The sequence below is a fragment of the Pseudobutyrivibrio sp. LB2011 genome (genome assembly GCF_000701765.1).
In the GTDB taxonomy this organism is placed as follows: Bacteria; Bacillota; Clostridia; order Lachnospirales; family Lachnospiraceae; genus Pseudobutyrivibrio; species Pseudobutyrivibrio ruminis.
This window is the reverse complement of sequence record NZ_JNJS01000002.1, coordinates 216,887-232,854: the sequence shown is the minus strand read 5'-3', so window position 1 is coordinate 232,854 and position 15,968 is coordinate 216,887. Positions and strand designations below refer to the sequence as shown.

At 37.9% G+C, this 15,968-nt stretch carries 21 protein-coding genes and 1 pseudogene; 2 read left to right on the top strand and 20 right to left on the bottom strand.

The annotated features are described in order from the left end of the window. Positions 1-105: 105 nt before the first annotated feature. The 5 genes from T375_RS04600 to T375_RS04580 all read right to left on the bottom strand — a co-directional run bounded on the left by T375_RS04600 (position 106) and on the right by T375_RS04580 (position 3,088). Entirely contained in the window at positions 106-777 is a 672-nt protein-coding gene (locus T375_RS04600) for a hypothetical protein (protein WP_044935581.1), read from the bottom strand. 83 nt (positions 778-860) lie between these two features. Then, positions 861-1,118, bottom strand: a complete 258-nt coding sequence (locus T375_RS04595) for a Txe/YoeB family addiction module toxin (protein ID WP_044935579.1) — start codon at positions 1,116-1,118, stop codon at positions 861-863. Beyond that, complete coding sequence (locus T375_RS04590; RefSeq protein WP_044935576.1) at positions 1,118-1,387, bottom strand: type II toxin-antitoxin system RelB/DinJ family antitoxin; 270 nt, start codon at positions 1,385-1,387, stop codon at positions 1,118-1,120. The genes T375_RS04595 and T375_RS04590 overlap by 1 nt, the downstream gene beginning before the upstream one ends. Before the next feature lie 116 nt (positions 1,388-1,503). Beyond that, on the bottom strand, positions 1,504-1,980 hold the full coding sequence (locus T375_RS04585; protein WP_044935574.1) for a pyridoxamine 5'-phosphate oxidase family protein: 477 nt from the start codon (positions 1,978-1,980) through the stop codon (positions 1,504-1,506). A 316-nt stretch (positions 1,981-2,296) separates the two neighbouring features. Beyond that, positions 2,297-3,088: an HAD-IIB family hydrolase gene (locus T375_RS04580; RefSeq protein WP_044935571.1), complete on the bottom strand. Its 792-nt coding sequence runs from the start codon at positions 3,086-3,088 to the stop codon at positions 2,297-2,299. Between the two features lie 151 nt (positions 3,089-3,239). Here T375_RS04580 and T375_RS04575 point away from each other — a divergent pair, with 151 nt between their 5' ends. After that, on the top strand, positions 3,240-4,019 hold the full coding sequence (locus tag T375_RS04575; protein WP_044935568.1) for a DeoR/GlpR family DNA-binding transcription regulator: 780 nt from the start codon (positions 3,240-3,242) through the stop codon (positions 4,017-4,019). Between the two features lie 100 nt (positions 4,020-4,119). Here T375_RS04575 and T375_RS04570 read toward each other — a convergent pair whose 3' ends face one another. The 13 genes and pseudogenes from T375_RS04570 to efp form a co-directional block, all read right to left on the bottom strand. After that, the gene (locus tag T375_RS04570; protein WP_044935566.1) at positions 4,120-4,533 is read right to left on the bottom strand and encodes an EamA family transporter; all 414 of its coding nucleotides are present in this window, start codon (positions 4,531-4,533) and stop codon (positions 4,120-4,122) included. A 13-nt stretch (positions 4,534-4,546) separates the two neighbouring features. Then, a pseudogene (locus T375_RS13880) lies at positions 4,547-4,927 on the bottom strand (DUF4186 domain-containing protein). Further along, a complete protein-coding gene (locus T375_RS04560) occupies positions 4,927-5,268 on the bottom strand; it encodes a phenylpyruvate tautomerase MIF-related protein (RefSeq protein ID WP_033151758.1) in 342 nt (113 codons plus the stop codon). The pseudogene T375_RS13880 and the gene T375_RS04560 overlap by 1 nt, the downstream one beginning before the upstream one ends. Positions 5,269-5,298: 30 nt before the next feature. After that, positions 5,299-5,823: a nitroreductase gene (locus T375_RS04555; protein ID WP_044935564.1), complete on the bottom strand. Its 525-nt coding sequence runs from the start codon at positions 5,821-5,823 to the stop codon at positions 5,299-5,301. Positions 5,824-5,838: 15 nt separating this feature from the next. Further along, a complete protein-coding gene (locus T375_RS04550; RefSeq protein ID WP_044935562.1) occupies positions 5,839-6,318 on the bottom strand; it encodes a YbaK/EbsC family protein in 480 nt (159 codons plus the stop codon). Positions 6,319-6,446: 128 nt separating this feature from the next. Beyond that, positions 6,447-6,980: a DUF6652 family protein gene (locus T375_RS04545; protein ID WP_044935561.1), complete on the bottom strand. Its 534-nt coding sequence runs from the start codon at positions 6,978-6,980 to the stop codon at positions 6,447-6,449. A gap of 27 nt (positions 6,981-7,007) precedes the next feature. Further along, positions 7,008-7,301 carry a hypothetical protein gene (locus tag T375_RS04540; RefSeq protein WP_155952432.1) on the bottom strand — a complete coding sequence of 98 codons (294 nt, stop codon included), beginning with the start codon at positions 7,299-7,301 and terminating at the stop codon, positions 7,008-7,010. Positions 7,302-7,314: 13 nt separating this feature from the next. Beyond that, a complete protein-coding gene (locus tag T375_RS04535; protein ID WP_044935559.1) occupies positions 7,315-7,878 on the bottom strand; it encodes a GNAT family N-acetyltransferase in 564 nt (187 codons plus the stop codon). Positions 7,879-7,961: 83 nt separating this feature from the next. Next, on the bottom strand, positions 7,962-8,915 hold the full coding sequence (locus T375_RS04530; protein ID WP_044935557.1) for an L-lactate dehydrogenase: 954 nt from the start codon (positions 8,913-8,915) through the stop codon (positions 7,962-7,964). Between the two features lie 119 nt (positions 8,916-9,034). Further along, positions 9,035-10,180 carry an FprA family A-type flavoprotein gene (locus T375_RS04525; protein ID WP_044935554.1) on the bottom strand — a complete coding sequence of 382 codons (1,146 nt, stop codon included), beginning with the start codon at positions 10,178-10,180 and terminating at the stop codon, positions 9,035-9,037. Positions 10,181-10,285: 105 nt separating this feature from the next. Beyond that, a complete protein-coding gene (locus T375_RS04520) occupies positions 10,286-11,647 on the bottom strand; it encodes an MATE family efflux transporter (protein WP_044935552.1) in 1,362 nt (453 codons plus the stop codon). Positions 11,648-11,762: 115 nt separating this feature from the next. Next, a complete protein-coding gene (locus T375_RS04515) occupies positions 11,763-11,963 on the bottom strand; it encodes a hypothetical protein (RefSeq protein WP_033151764.1) in 201 nt (66 codons plus the stop codon). Between the two features lie 2 nt (positions 11,964-11,965). After that, positions 11,966-12,523 (bottom strand): elongation factor P, encoded by a 558-nt coding sequence (gene efp, locus T375_RS04510; protein ID WP_044935548.1) that lies wholly within the window; start codon positions 12,521-12,523, stop codon positions 11,966-11,968. 145 nt (positions 12,524-12,668) lie between these two features. On the opposite strand from efp, the gene T375_RS04505 reads away from it, so the two are divergent. Next, positions 12,669-13,118: a CYTH domain-containing protein gene (locus T375_RS04505; RefSeq protein WP_044935545.1), complete on the top strand. Its 450-nt coding sequence runs from the start codon at positions 12,669-12,671 to the stop codon at positions 13,116-13,118. Between the two features lie 148 nt (positions 13,119-13,266). Here T375_RS04505 and T375_RS04500 read toward each other — a convergent pair whose 3' ends face one another. Together T375_RS04500 and T375_RS04495 are read right to left on the bottom strand one after the other, a co-directional pair. Continuing rightward, positions 13,267-14,910 (bottom strand): alpha-amylase family glycosyl hydrolase, encoded by a 1,644-nt coding sequence (locus T375_RS04500; protein ID WP_044935542.1) that lies wholly within the window; start codon positions 14,908-14,910, stop codon positions 13,267-13,269. Positions 14,911-14,922: 12 nt separating this feature from the next. Continuing rightward, entirely contained in the window at positions 14,923-15,822 is a 900-nt protein-coding gene (locus T375_RS04495; RefSeq protein ID WP_044935539.1) for a nucleoside/nucleotide kinase family protein, read from the bottom strand. Between the last annotated feature and the right edge of the window lie 146 nt (positions 15,823-15,968).

Here is a 15,968-nt window from a genome sequence, read left to right as displayed (position 1 = left end):
TACCAACTCCACCCGGTGTACCTGTCGCAATAATAGTTCCCGCCTTCAATGTGTTCCCTATAATTAACACCTTGAGTTAGTTGTTGCTAACAAGATAATAATTTACTATCTTTTTGTTAGATGAGTACAATAGTCAATTCCTTGTAGACCAGATAACTCACTATATAATCTGGTAATATCTCCAAAACCACTATCATCGATGGACGCAAGTTTCTTCTCATCGTGCCCCCATATAACATATTTACCGTACAATGAACCATTTTTACCAATCCAATGATCTATTCTTTTGACGTCTTCTTTTTTGAAATATTTCTTTTTTCCAAACCAAGTAATAAAGCAATATTCTTTTCGTGCTTTAATGATTACCAGTTTATTTCTAAAGAAATCTTGGATATAGTAATCATACTCATCTATCCCGAAAGCTTCCTGCCTTCCCCATTTTATAAATTTATATAATCCTAAGTATTTATTAAAAAGATAAGTATCCTTTTCTTCACTAGGCCAAAAAAATATGGTCATTAGTAGGCCTGCTAATGCAAGGAGTGCAAATAACACTCCAATAAGTATTAATAAGAAATAGCCATCAGATATGTAGAGACATAATGTAGATAAAGGTGTAAATATAATAAATCCAGGTAGCATCATAAAAGCAGGGATATAGGCTTCCCCCAATACTCTGGTTAAAAATCTTATATATGTATTTATAAAGAAAAATACTAAAGGTATAGCAATTACAATTGTTATGATATCTGTAAATAAATCACTTAATATATTCATATATTTTGCCTTATTCAATTTAGTTAATTTACTTTGTTGACTTTTCCCCTATAAAAAAAGGATGCCCTTGAAAGCATCCTATATTATTCGTAATGTCCTTTACATGAAATAATTCTTATGTTTCCATCTTCAAAATCGTAAACTAAGCGATCCACATCATTAATTCTTCGGCTCCAAAATCCACTAAGATTTTCCTTTAGGGGTTCAGGCTTTCCAATGCCGTTATATGGATCACGTTGAGCATCCTTTATTAATGCATTTATTCTTTTTAATGTCTTTTTGTCCTGTGTTTGCCAATAGAGATAATCATCCCAACCACGATCTTCCCAAAGAAGCCCCATTATTCTTCATCCTCCAGTAAATCGTGTTGTTCAAAATGAGCCTTTCCAGTTTTAATATCGTTGGCAATTCCTTCAAGATATTTTATATTGGCCTCTGAATAAAAAGGATCTAAAGAGACTTCAAATGGTATTTTGTGTTCTCTAGTCATTTTCTTTGCAAAAATTGTAAAAGCAGTAGTCATAGACATACCAAGTTCATCACAAAGAGCTTCCATACTCTTCTTTAAATCTGCATCCATTCTAAAATTAACATTTACTGCATTAGCCATAATATATTCCTCCGTAGTAAAAGTTTTCTTACTATGATTATATCATGACATACGAAAAATGCAAGAGATGTCATTACATTGTAATGATATTTTTAAGCGAAATGAATAAGATTATTTTAAGATTCATTTACAAGTTTACCAGTCATATGCTCTGGTATAAGCTCAAGGCATTGCACATTGCGAAATGAATTATTGATTTCCTGTTTTAAATATTCGTCATCATCAGTAAATTTTTTGGTGAGTTCAGAGCAGATTTTTAGAGCTGTAGCTTCATCCTCCACCAAATGGATTCTTCCAAAAGTAATTACACTTGTAATGTTAAGGGCCCAATCCCCTTCTTTGCGGTAACCATCGTTATATACACAGAAACTTGCTTTATCACATGATTTTATTGCATCAATTTTGTGTCCTGCTTTTGCCCCGTGGAAATATATTTTTCCATCATCTTCACAATAATAATGGTTAATAGGCAAACCATATGGATAACCATCATCTCCAATTACAGAAAGTACACCACGTTTGGTTGTCTTTAATATCTCGATACATTCCTCATCTGATACCTGCTGCTTAAATCTTCTCATTTCTCTAAACATAATTAACACCTCTCTGTTTTGATAATATTTTTAATCCAGCTATTCCAATAATAATAAAAATCGCCACCCCCTCACCTTCTAGGACCTAACGGCAAAGGAATGACGTGAATCCCATTACTCGGTAGCAATGGGCGTCCGTATTATTTCATTGATGAGATGATAACTCAATATAACTTGATTCGTCAATAATTATGTCGGTAGAAACTAAGACAAAAAAGTTCGGGCTGCCCCTTAAATTGAGACAGCCCAAATTTAAATATTTTTCTTATATTAATACCTTCCATAACGCTCTTTACCGAGATCACGCTGAAAGGGATTAACAAGCAACAGTATCAAATAATCCCAGCTTCTCGCAGGCATTGTAGATTCCATCTTTATCAACGTCGGAAGTCACATAGTCTGCAAGCTTCTTCAGTTCAGGAATTGCATTTCCCATGGCAACCTTGGTCCAATCATCTGTAAACATTGAAATATCATTGCCAGAATCACCAAAAACAACAGCATCATTATAATCAGCTTTAAAATAATCCATTATCCTTTTTATACCTACAGATTTGTAGCTTGGCTCAATAAACAAATAACGTTCATGAAATCTACAACAAGGAAGATTCTCAAGTGCTTTGAGATTTTTCTCCTCTTCTGCTTTGCAGGCTACATATGCTTTATATATTTTTTCATAATCTTCAGGATTCAATCCCTTAACTATCTTTTGGTCCATATATGTATCCTTTGCGATTTCATTAAATCGCTCATCTGGCACATATCTTACAGCTGAATTTTCAGGCTGAATCCCCCATGGATATCCTTTTTCCTGACATTCTCTTATTAAAGCAACCACGTTTTCTTTTGGAAGTGGCTTGATTCCTAATAGAGCTTTATTAATGGTAATACCATAACCACCATCACTCACCATATTTTCAAAACCTAACTCATTCATTATATCAACTGCAAGAGCCTGAGCTCTGCCTGTTGCAATACATAGAAAATGACCAGCCTTTTTAAGCTTTTGCAGCGCTACAACAGTTGAGTCAGGAATATAGAAATTTTCATATCCTCCTGCAGCTAGTGTGCCATCAATATCAAAAAATAAATACTTTTTCTTACACATTGCTATCTCCTAACAACATTTTATATTTCCGATTGCAAAATGATAATAGCACATGTATTAACATGGTTTAATGTTCTATGTTGTTTAATTCCCCAATTTCTATGATATAATTATGTTTAATAAAACATTATATCCTCTGAAGGAGCTTTCTATGAAACAGGTAAATGAAAATAATGGCATAAGCCGCCGTGAATCTATATACGAATTATTAAAAGAACAGACTACCGTATATGTAAAGGATTTATCACAAAAATTTGGTGTGTCTGATATGACAATCAGAAGAGACTTACACATAATGGAAGAACAGGGAATACTTATTACTCATTATGGAGGTGCTACTATCAGGCATCCAAGCTCATCTCTACATACTTTTGACATGCGAAAAGAAAGCTTTTACGAGGCTAAAGCAGCAATTGCACGCCGAGCTGCAGAACTTGTTAAAGAAAATGATGTAATTTATCTAGATCCAAGTACCACAGTATTGCTTATGACTAGATACCTTCCACCTTTGCATCACACCGTTGTAACAAGCTCATTGGCTGTAATGCATGAGTGTTCTCACAATCCATATGTCACATTATACATAGCTCCTGGTAAATATCAGGACTCAAACGGCGGTCCTATGGATATAGATACTTTGACTTATCTTTCAAATTTTCATTTTAACGCTGCCTTTCTAGGAACAGGCTATATAGATACAGTCTATGGTGTTACCAGCACAGAAATGGATTGTTCAATAAAACAAGCAGTAATGAGAAATTCGGAGCAAAATATTCTTCTGGTTGACCACTCAAAATTCGGGCAACATACCATGAAAAAGTTCGGAGATATCAAAGACTTTAATACTATTATCACAGACTCTGATATCTCCGATGAGGATCAATATAATATTTTAAAAGAAAAGGTAAATCTAAACATAACACATTGTTGAGGTACCCTACACAATACAGCTTTTCGCTTCTGACTTTTTCATTTTCTAAAAACCATTAATATCGTTCTCCTTGTTATAAAGCATAGCAATATTAATATCCTTAAAGTACCAACAATAAGGTTCCGGCACCGATTAGTGCGCATCCTGCAAGTGATTTTATAGTAAAGTCTTCATGTAAAAATACAAAAGCTAAAACTAGAGTGATAACAACACTTAGCTTATCAATCGGAACAACTTTAGAAGCATCTCCAAGCTGCAAAGCTTTGTAGTAACATAACCATGATGCGCCTGTGGCTAAGCCTGACAGTATGAGAAATATCCAGCTCTTTTTGCTTATAGCAAATACGCCACTTTGAGTATTTGTGATAAACACCATTATCCAGGCCATAGCAACCACAACTACAGTACGTATAGCTGTAGCAAGGTTTGAGTTTACGCCTTCAATACCAATCTTTGCTAAGATTGAAGTTAAGGCTGCAAATATAGCTGATAGTAAAGCAAATACAAACCACATAATAGTCCTCCCATTATTTTGTATGTTTATTTTCTTCCAATTCTTTCTCAATCCGTGTCATGATTACATCCACTAAATATTCTTGCTGAATCTGACTAAGATCTTTACCAGGCGCCATCTTATGCCACTTTCTAATGCACTCTCTACAACAGGTAGCTGTTGCATGCTGCGCAATAAATACAGGATGGCCCTTTGTCGGAGTTTGTTTGCCATCATTAGGGATAACAGCAGGAGCTTCTCTTTTAGCAATGAAATCTGCAGCATGGGCTCTTATAGTATCTAGCCCTTTCTCATGTATATATTCTATATCTTTTTACTTTAATTTAAAACTTGTTCTAAATTTAGAATTGCCCAGCCGCGTAAACAGCTGAGCAAACCATTCTTCTCTATTCATTAAAAGTTACTTCCATTCCAACCCCAGTCATTCACAGGGTGATAAGTTACATATACGGCATTACCTGGAATACCAAGCTTTTCCTCAAACAAATTACAGATTTGGCCAGTAAGCCTATCGTATGATTCTGCAGGAGCATTTCCGTATAGACTTACAGAAACATAAGCTCCTTTATCAAGCTTCTTGCCACCAAGCCATAAGTCATAGGCATCTTCGATTCCTACCATTAGATAGGTTTCGCTTTTACCTAAAGTAGTTATGAGCTTTCCTAATTCTGATTTGATTTCTTCCTTTAATTCGGAAGTAACTGGTACTGTTATTTTTGAATCAATAAATGGCATGACAATAATCTCCTATCTTGTGTTGTTAATCTATATATAGTATACATAATTATCTTTTCTAGGAGCAGCTGGTTTCGCTGGCTCTTCAGCATAGCCAAGTGCACAGTGTCCGATTCCCTCAAAATCTCCTTCAATGCCTAATTTCTTAAGAATGTTTTTTCCAAAATCAGATTCAAATTCTTCTTTGGCTCTATGAATCCAGATACTACCAATTCCTAAACTTTCAGCTGCATTCATAAGATTTCCAATTACAAGAGAACCGTCGTATACATGAGTAACAACATCTTTATCAGCTAAAACAATTAAGATAACAGGTGCTCCATAGAATGGGTCAAATCCCTCAGGTGCGCCAGCAATTTTAGCATTTTCTTTAGAGAGTTCATCTCTAAGTGTTTTGTCTTTAACTGCAATAATAATTGGGCTTTGTTTTCCCATACCTGTGGCCGCATATGTTCCAGCTTTAATTATTGCATCTAAATCTTCTTCTGCAATTGCGTCCGCTTTAAATTTTCTACAGCTGCGTCGACTTTCAAGTACCTTTAATGTTTCATTCATTGTAATAATCCCCCTTTATTCATTGTCATTCCACCCTTTGCAGATATCAACCCAGCCTTCGGCGCCAGAAGCAAGCTCAAGCTCGTCTGGTGTAATCTTTACAGATGTAAACTCATTTCCACCTGCAGGATGAACGTATTCAAATCTTTGCATTGAAACATCAAGCCAAATCGGAATGTCCTCAGGTACAGCAAAAGGACAAACACCACCTGGCTGAAATCCAGTGATTTCTTTCACTTGATCACGTGGAATCATATGCGGCTTTGTGTGAAAATAAGATTTAAACTTGGAGCTGTTTACTTTTCCATCTCCAGCCATTACTACAATAACTGGCTTATCTTCTACAACAAAAGAAAGCGTTTTCGCAATCTCTGGCTCAGTGCATCCAATTTGCTGGGCGGCGTGCTCAACTGTATCAATTGTTTCTGTATGGACTGTTAGTCTATCCCCAAGTGATTTTTCATCGAGGAAGGCCTTAACCTTTTCATTAATCATGGCATATACCTCCTAATACTTGTAATTATAGACTACCTGAAACAAATATATGCTATAGCTATTTTCTATAAGCAGTCATCAATTTACATTGTATTCATGACTATCTCAAATAGTCTGAACCCTTTTTCTCATGATGCCTGCATATTTCTCATAGCTATATTCGTATAGTCTTTATTTTTTTTATAATCTTTTCTTATGGCAAATGCCAAGATTACATTCAAAACATACCATAAATTAAAAATTAGATAACCGACCATTTTGACAAAAGATATTTTATTATCCAACTTTAGCTTTATTGAACATACTTCCGCAGGGATAACTGTTGTTGCGAATATTGCCGCATCTATCGCTATAAGTATTGGTAAAACAAAAATACCAGCCCCTGCCAAAGCCATCAAAATAGAAAAAATACCTGTTGCCACTATAAAAAATAATACGTAATACGGAATCTGTATTAGCTTTACAATTAAATTAACCTTCGCAAGTTTACTTTTATCGTGTGCAGCCAAAGCAACTATTAATGAAAATATAATTTCTATTACCATTAGAATAAAGCAAATACTATAAAGCAATCCCCAACTATCCGTAATTTTGCTTGATGCATAAAATAGTAATAAATAAACGTATGGCATTACTGCGTTAAGATATAAAAGATTTTCCATTTTTCCCCCTTCATTCCTTAGAAATAATTATTTCTCAATATTATCAAATATTCCAGCTTGTCTATAATTATTCCAAGCTGCATTATAGCTCTCTGCAGCCTTTTTATCCATGATTTGCTTTCTATCACTTAATATAGCAAGCATCTCATCCGCAATTTCTACTTCTGGCAGATGGTCATAGTGAGCAAGATATCCTAGCATTCGCCCAGCTGTGAAATCGGTATTTAAATTATCTGTTATCAGCGTAGCAAACTGGTGCCCGTAGCCATCCTGCACTAGCGTATTATAAAGTTCTATACTAAGTGGTGATTTATTTCTCATATCTAATATTTCTTTAATTTAGCCTCTTTATGTTTTTTATAAATTTATCTGTCGGTAAAAAACTCTTATAGAATTTCTCATATAAATTCCAAGCCTCATCCTGATTTTGACAAAGCTTATTTCCAGCCTCTAGAACAATGTAATTTACTCCAAAGCACTCTACTCTTAGTCCTGTATCACTACAGTTATTGCGAAGGTAAAAATTCAAACGTCTAGTCTGAAGCTGCTTTTGAGATTCATCTTTTGTATAAGTAGGATCTTCCACTTCTCCTATGATTCTGTCTGCGTTTTCAAGATATTCATCTATAAGACTAAGAAGTTTGGCTCCTATACCTTTATTTCGTAATTCTGGGAAAATAGCTATGTAATCTATAAGATAGCTATTATCTAATCTTACTAAAAAAGTGTAACCTACTATTTTTTTCTTCTCAAAAAGACCAAGACACTCATAAAATCCTTCTTCAACAGATTTAAGAATCATCTTTAATGGTTTCAGCTCATCTTTAGGAAAGTCTATAACCATATGCTCTTCATAGAGCTTTGAAATTTGTTTTTCATTTAACTGCTGTAAATTCATTCACACCTGCACCATAATATGACATTGATATCAAAGGCGAGGGAAACCCTCGCCTTTATTAATTATATAGTTAGCACATTAATTTACCACTCAATAGTACCGACAACCTCTTTAAGAGTTTTGGCAGATTCCTGAAGTGCCTTTATCTCATCTTCATCAAGAGAAATTGGAACCTTTGTCTCCAATCCATCAGCACCAACAACAGCTGGCATTGAAAGGCATACGCCATCAATATCGTACTCACCGTGCATCATAGATGATACTGGAAGGATTGATTTCTCATCACGGATGATAACTTCACAAATACGTCTTACAGCAACAGCTACGCCATAATATGTAGCATGTTTCCTCTTTATAATCTCATAAGCAGCATTTTTTACGCGCTCTGCAATTGCCTTTTCAGATGCCTCATGATTAAAGTGACCTCTCATTTCACAGAAATCATTAAGAGGAATACCAGAAACATTAGCACTTGAGAATGCTGCAATTTCGCTATCACCATGCTCTCCGATGATGAAAGCATGCACCGAACGGCTGTCAATGCCAAGGTGCTCACCAAGCTCAGTCTTAAGACGAGCAGAATCGAGAACTGTACCTGAGCCGATTACTCTATTTTCTGGGAGACCAGAAAGCTTTAAAGCTGCAAGAGTAAGAACATCAACAGGATTTGCTACGATAAGCAAAATTCCGCCAAAATCTCTCTTAGAAATTTCTGGAATGATTGATTTAAAGATACCAACATTCTTGTGTACAAGATCAAGTCTTGTCTCACCTGGCTTTTGTCCTGCACCAGCTGTAACTACACAGATAGCAGCATCTGCAACATCATCATAATCTCCCGCATAAATCTTAATAGGCTTTGTAAATGGTGCGCCATGGGAAATATCCATTGCCTCACCTTCTGCCTTGTCATGGTCTGCATCAATTAAAACCATCTCTGAAAACAGACCGCTCTGAGAAAGAGCAAAAGCTGTAGCTGAGCCTACAAATCCCGCTCCTATAATCGCTACTTTTCTATGGTTTACTTCTACTGCCATACGCACCTCCTATAATCCGCAAGTTACGTCCACAAGCCTGATGAATTCTCCGTTCGACAACATGTCTCACTTGAGAATTATCAGAGCTTGTGTACTACTTGCTCACTTAAAAATTTTTATTACTTTAATGCTACTACCAAATCATCTAACACCGATGAATCCTGTAGTGTTGATTTAATGGAAACCACTGGCTCCACAAATTCCATATTTTTCATTGGCTCAAGAATTGCCTTCATGCACTTAGCTGCCTGAGGCGCCCATGTGCCATTTTCAACAAATGCAACCTTACGATTCTGATATGCCTTTGCTGTAAGATGATGTAAGAAATCCTGCATTGGTGGGAATAATCCACCATCATAAGTGCAAGCGCAGCACACCATCTTATCCCAGTAAAATGCTCTGGCAACTGCCTCTGACAGACTTTCTCTTGTAAGGTCGATAAACTGCACCTTAGTGCCATTTGCCTTTAATTTTTCGACAAGCTCAAGCGCTGCTTTCTTGGTATTGCCGTGGATAGAAGCACATGCAACAAGCACGCCCTCTTCCTCTGGTTTATAGCTACTCCATGTATCATAAAGATTAATGTAGTAATCTAAATTCTCTGTCAAAACTGGTCCATGCAATGGGCAGATTTTCTGGATGTCAAGATTTGCTGCCTTTTTCAACAATCCCTGCACCGATGCACCATACTTACCCACAATATTAAGATAATATCTACGAGCTTCGTCAATCCATGGCTCATCCACATCCAGCGCGCCAAACTTTCCAAATCCATCTGCTGAGAAAAGAACCTTCTCTGTAGATTCGTACTCAACCATTACCTCTGGCCAGTGAACCATTGGTGCCATGATGAATGTAAGCTCATGACTTCCAAGAGAAAGTGTGTCTCCTTCAGCCACCACATGCTTTCTATTTTCAAATATGCTAGCATCCATAAACTGCGCCATCATTGTAAATGTCTTGGCATTTCCAACTACTGTGGTATCAGGATATTTTTCAAGGAATACCTTGATTGAACCAGAGTGATCTGGCTCCATGTGCGAAACTACAAGATAGTCAGGTGTACGTCCAGCCAGTTCCTTATCAAGATTTGCCAACCACTGGTCTGTCACTCTTGGATCTGCTGTATCCATGACAGCAATCTTTTCATCCAAAATCACATATGAATTGTAGGATACACCGTTAGGAACAGGATACTGGCTTTCGAACAAGTCGATAGTCTTGTCATCGCAACCTATATATTTAATAGCCTCTGAAATTGTCATAACCAAAAACCCTCCTTTTACATATCTCTATCTTACCAAATAGCAATATAACTATCCATGATTTCATCTTTATCGATAAAAAGTTCTCAAGTATGAATGCCTCTTCTATTTGGTCAAATTCTGCACCCACTTATATTTGCGGAAGCGAATCATTACCCATGGAATTTTTCCAACCTCGTCCAAGCATGTGCATGAATATACCAGCAACACTGGCCAGTGGAATACAAAAGCTCCCAACAGCGCCAGAGGAATTGCTATTCCCCACATGCACACAGCCAGGCTATACATATCGAATATGGTATCTCCGCCGCCATCTAGCACACCGTTTATTGTGACAGTGTTTACACATCGCCCTATCATGTAAACAGCCATTATACACATCATACCTGTAAGATATTTTCTGGCTTCGTCAGTAAGAAGTACCATATGAACTGTCAGCGGAGTTACCGCAAATACGATAAGCATAGATGCAATGCCGATTACGTAAGAAATCTTCATAAGCTTGATTCCATAAGCTTTTCCCATTTCTAGATTACCAGCACCAAGTTCATTTCCAACAATAATTCCAGCCGCACTTCCAATACCATTACAAACGCAGCAAATCAAATCTCTTACAACTGCTGCAATAGAATTTGCTGCAGCTGCATCTACACCCATGTGTCCCATTATTGCAGTGTATGAAGTAAATCCAACGCCCCAAAATAATGAGCCTCCCATCAGTGGCAAACACTGTCGCCAAAAATCCTTAGTAAGTTGCTTACTTATAGAAAACATCTTGCTAAAGGCTGGCCTAATGTAACCTGCTCTTCCTGAAATTGCAAGACAAATAACAAGCTCTATTATACGTGCGATAGTTGTTGCCAGGGCTGCACCCTTTGCCTCCATTCTTGGAGCTCCCAGAAAACCAAAGATAAATATCAGGTTAAACACTACGTTGAGCACCACAGCACAGCTACTAATCCACGCACTTTCATTGACATGATCTGTAACCTTCATAATAGCTAGATAACTTTGTGACACACCCGTTATCAAATATGAGATTCCTGCAATACGGAGATAAGCAGCACCAAGCTCAATCAAAGTCTGGTCGCTTGCAAACACATGCATCAAGGCCTCTGGAAAAACCTCACATCCGATAAAGAAGGCTATGCAAATAGCCCCTGCATACTTCAGCATCATATCAAAAAGCTTCTGTATAGTTTCTTTATCACCTTTGCCCCAGTACTGAGCTCCAAGGATTGCTCCCGCTCCCGTAATAGCCATAATCAGCATATTCTGAACGAACTGTATCTGCGTAGCCAGGGAAACCGCCGTCATCTGCTCCTGTGCCACTCTCCCCAGCATCAACGCATCACAGGCAGCCACCAGCGCCAGCATCAAACTCTGAAACGCTATCGGCCCCGCTATGGTCGCCAACCTACTGTAAAAATGCTTACTGTCTATTCTAATCTCGTTATCCTTTGTCATTACACCCTTCTCCAATTACATCATTTTCTCCAATGGTACTGTATTGCCCCGTTTTACACAATAGGTTAACAACATAAAAAAGGACCCTAGGTAATCCTAAGGTCCTTGATTTGCATTATTTAGAGAGACGCTCAACTATCCTGTCTAGGGTATCGCGAGGTACTGTGCCATCACGATAAAGTTGGTTGATTGTGCTTTCGCTTCCAAGTAGAGCTGTGGCATCCAGCCAAGTGCCCTTTTGAAATTCTTCGTCAAATACGGCAAATATTTTTCGATTTTTTAAAAGCTCCGAAAGCGGGTATTCTCTATAATCCATAATTAAACTCTTGATAAATACTCTCCAGTTCTAGTATCAATCTTGATTGTCTCACCATTCTCAACGAAAAGTGGAACGTATACAACAGCACCTGTCTCAACTGTAGCAGGCTTTGTAGCACCTGTAGCTGTATCGCCCTTGAAACCTGGCTCTGTGTCTGTAATCTGAAGCTCAACAAACATAGGTGGCTCAACTGAGAAGATTGAACCGTTGTGTGAAAGCATCTTTACGATTTCATTTTCCTTAACGAACTTAAGAGCGTCACCAATCTGATCTGCTGTAAGAGCAACCTGATCGTATGTCTCAACATCCATGAAGTTGTAAAGGTCACCATCGTTGTAGAGATACTGCATATCCTTACGATCGATACGTGCTGCTGGGAACTTCTCTGTTGGACGGAAAGATGTTTCTGTAACACCACCGTTCTTTATGTTCTTAAGCTTAGTACGAACGAAAGCTGCACCCTTACCTGGCTTTACGTGCTGAAATTCAATTACCTGATAAACCTGATTATCCATTTCGATAGTCATACCGTTTCTAAAATCACCGGCTGTAATCATTATAAATTCCTCCTTAAAAGCTATACCTATACCGAGCCCTACCACATCGCCCGGATATATTAGCACTCGTAATGGTAATTTTACCGCAAATTTCAGTTTTTTTCAATATATTTTCATTTCTCTCTTTATTTGCTACTATAAATCCATGGAAATCGAAAGAAAATTTTTAATCAAAGAATTGCCTGATTTAGGCCAATATAAGTATGTTGAAATTGAACAGGGGTATCTTTCTACCAGTCCTGTCGTTAGAATTCGTCGAAAGAATGACGCATATATTCTGACATATAAAGGAAGTGGATTGATGGCTCGCGAGGAAATCGAAGCTCCTCTCACCAAGGAAGCCTACGAACATCTTCTTGAAAAGATTGATGGCTATCCTATCACAAAGCGACGCTACCTTATTCCACTTGATCCATACACAATCGAACTTGATGTATTCTCTGGTCACATGGAAGGCCTCATTATGGCTGAGGTAGAGTTTCCAAATGAGGAAGCCGCCAACTCCTTCACCCCACCAGAATGGTTCGGTGAAGACGTCACAAGCGACCGCCGTTACCACAACTCAAATATGATATTCGGCAACCCGCTCTCGTAAATTACCTAGAAAGATTTTACATAGTGTAGATTATACTCAAAAAAACAGAAGCCAGTATGTAGGCATCAAGCTCTACTATTTCTTAAGCGAGACATTCGTCGAGCGAAGAAATCAGTAGGCTTGTAGCCGTAACATGCTGGCTTCGTCATTATTTAATTTGGTACTCTAGGCTTTCAAAATCTGCCTCTAGAGTAATGGTGTCATTATCCTTTGTCCATGTAAAGGAAACAACTGAACCATTGGTATTGATTGAAAGTTTACTATCAAAACCAAATGCAGGATGTGACTTACGAAGCTGTAAAAGCTCAATCTGCTTTTTAACAACGTCCTTCTTAAGTCCTTCCTCAATTTGCTCCATTGTAAGATTTGTTCTGTTGATTTCTTTGTGACCACCTGCGCCTGCACGAGCAACAGCTTCGTGATCATTCTTTCCTGCGAACAAATCTAAGTACCATACCTGTGGCTTACCTGGCATGAACATCTGAATTGCTCTGGCAAAGAGCATCTTCTTATCGTCTTCACCTAATGCACTGTAGTATGTGGCATTTACCTGATAGTACATGTTCTTTGCTCCGTGAAGATCCTTTACAAATCCTCCTCTAGAAACAAGTACATCTATCATCTTCTGGATTTCGTCTTCTGGAAGAAGTCCCTTTAAATCAAGAAGTGGTATACCATCATGGCAACCAAGCATGTTTACAACTCTGATATCCTTTTCAACAAGCTCTTTTGCCCAGTTGATAAGAACATCTGGATTGTGGTTTTCGATTGCGTATATAAGAAGTCCTGGTAAGAAGAAATCATATGTCATATAGCCTTTGCCTGCTACTAACTCATAAATCTTCTCGCCGTAGCTTGCGTGAATCTCTGGAAGTAACGTTACTCCGTTTTTGTCTGCAAGCTCTCTAACCTTCTGTAGTAAATCCCAAGTACCAGGATCATTCAAGAAATTCTTTTCTCCTGGCTCCTTAGGAGCATATGCGAATGCATCAAGTCTGACGATTTTAGCACCGTATGATGAAAGTGTCTTAAGAGTGTTTTCATAGAATTCCCAAACAAGTGGAGATTTGATATTCAAATCCATCTGTCCTAAGTATCTACGGCTGCTCTCAAGTAAATCAACTACCTCATCGCGATACTGTTCGTATTTTCCAAGCTTCAATTCTGCTACGCGTGTTCCCTGGCTGATTTGGGAATTAACACACTGTGCTAAACGTGTAGCAGCCACATACTGGATATCCATCTTTTCCATAAGGTCTTCTGCTTCAAGATTCTTGTAGCGAACCTCCTGGTAGAATGTGTTCCAATATGGTACGTTTCTTCCATCTGGGAATCTTACCATAAGAATTGGTAAACCTGGCTTGCGGAAAAACATATCCTTGATATATTTTTCATCTGGCTGAATGTAACCCTCTTTTGTGAGAGTACCGCAACCTTCCCAGAATTTGTTCCAGTCAATGAAGAAATCCTTGTACTTAGAATTCTCACCATTTTTGATGATATCCTGGAACTCCTTTGATAATACAGATGCGTGGTTAAGGATGAAATCAAGCTTAAGGTCGATGCCCATATCCTTGATAGCCTCAATGGCTTCCTTACTACCAAGCTCCTCATTGATTCCATAATCAATTACTGAGAAACCTCTGTCTAAGTCTGTATTAAAAATACTTGGAAGGATATAGAATGACTCGAATACGTCCTTCAATTCATCCTTGCTAAGAACCTTTACAATATCATCTAATGTGCCTCCCATTGAATCAGGATAGGCATTTAACATTGGTCCATTGCTCATTACTAATCCCTCCTACTTCATAAGACTTTCATATTCGCTATATGAAAGTAACTCACCTGATTTAGAAAGAATAATTTTTGCCTTGTGAGCCTGTGACTTTAAAAGGTTCTGCTCGAGTTCCAACACAAGCATAGTGAATGCACTATCAGTCTTGCCATCACGATTTCTAGCTCTGCGGTGAGCCAGTGTCTCTTCTGGTGTGCTGTTAAGAAGGATTGGAATATCCACGCCTTCATAGTTATCACTATTACCATGTGTCCATTCAATAACTAGAACTTTTTTGTTTGTAAAATCAACTTCATCATACCAAAGTTCAGAGTCGGTTCTACCCATTCTCTTAAGGTAGATCTTATCCTGGCCGGATTTGAAAGCCTTAACAATACCAGTTACTTCATCGAAATCAATTTCGTTTGTAGTGCCAAGATAGCCTGTGAGTCCTTCTCTACCAGCATCAAGGTAAGCCTTCATCCATGGATCAGTTGAAACATGGTCAGCTGAAGCATCTGTCTCCTCCTGTTGCCAAGCTCTAAGCTTGTCGAAGTGTTCAGGTGTTGCTTCATTAGCCTTTACAAGGCCTCTTACACCGCTAGTTCTAAAGATGCGAAGTCTCTCAGCATCGTTGTACATAGGAATTCTTCTAGGATAGTTGTCTCCTGACATTGTATAAGCACCAATGCCCTTCTCATTTAAGAAATAAGAAATGAGAGACGCTGTCTCAGACTTTCCTACTCCTGAGCCACCGCAAACAGCTATGACAGCTCTGCCATCCTTTGCGATAACCTCATCAAGCATGCCCTCAAGTTTCTCCATAATAAGAGTTGCCTTTTTAACATGCTCCTCACCTATTTCTACCTTGTCACCTGGCATATCGCCATGTGGAAGTGCCTCGTATTGTTTAAGATCAATAGCCATAATAATATCCTCCTGCTCACTATAGATATGACATAAACAACACGCAATAAGTATACCAAAATATATTTAACGTTAAACCGCTTTACCCCAATTTTATTTAATTTACCGAAAAATCTGTCTGAATGCACAAACAAAAAAGCTGCCAC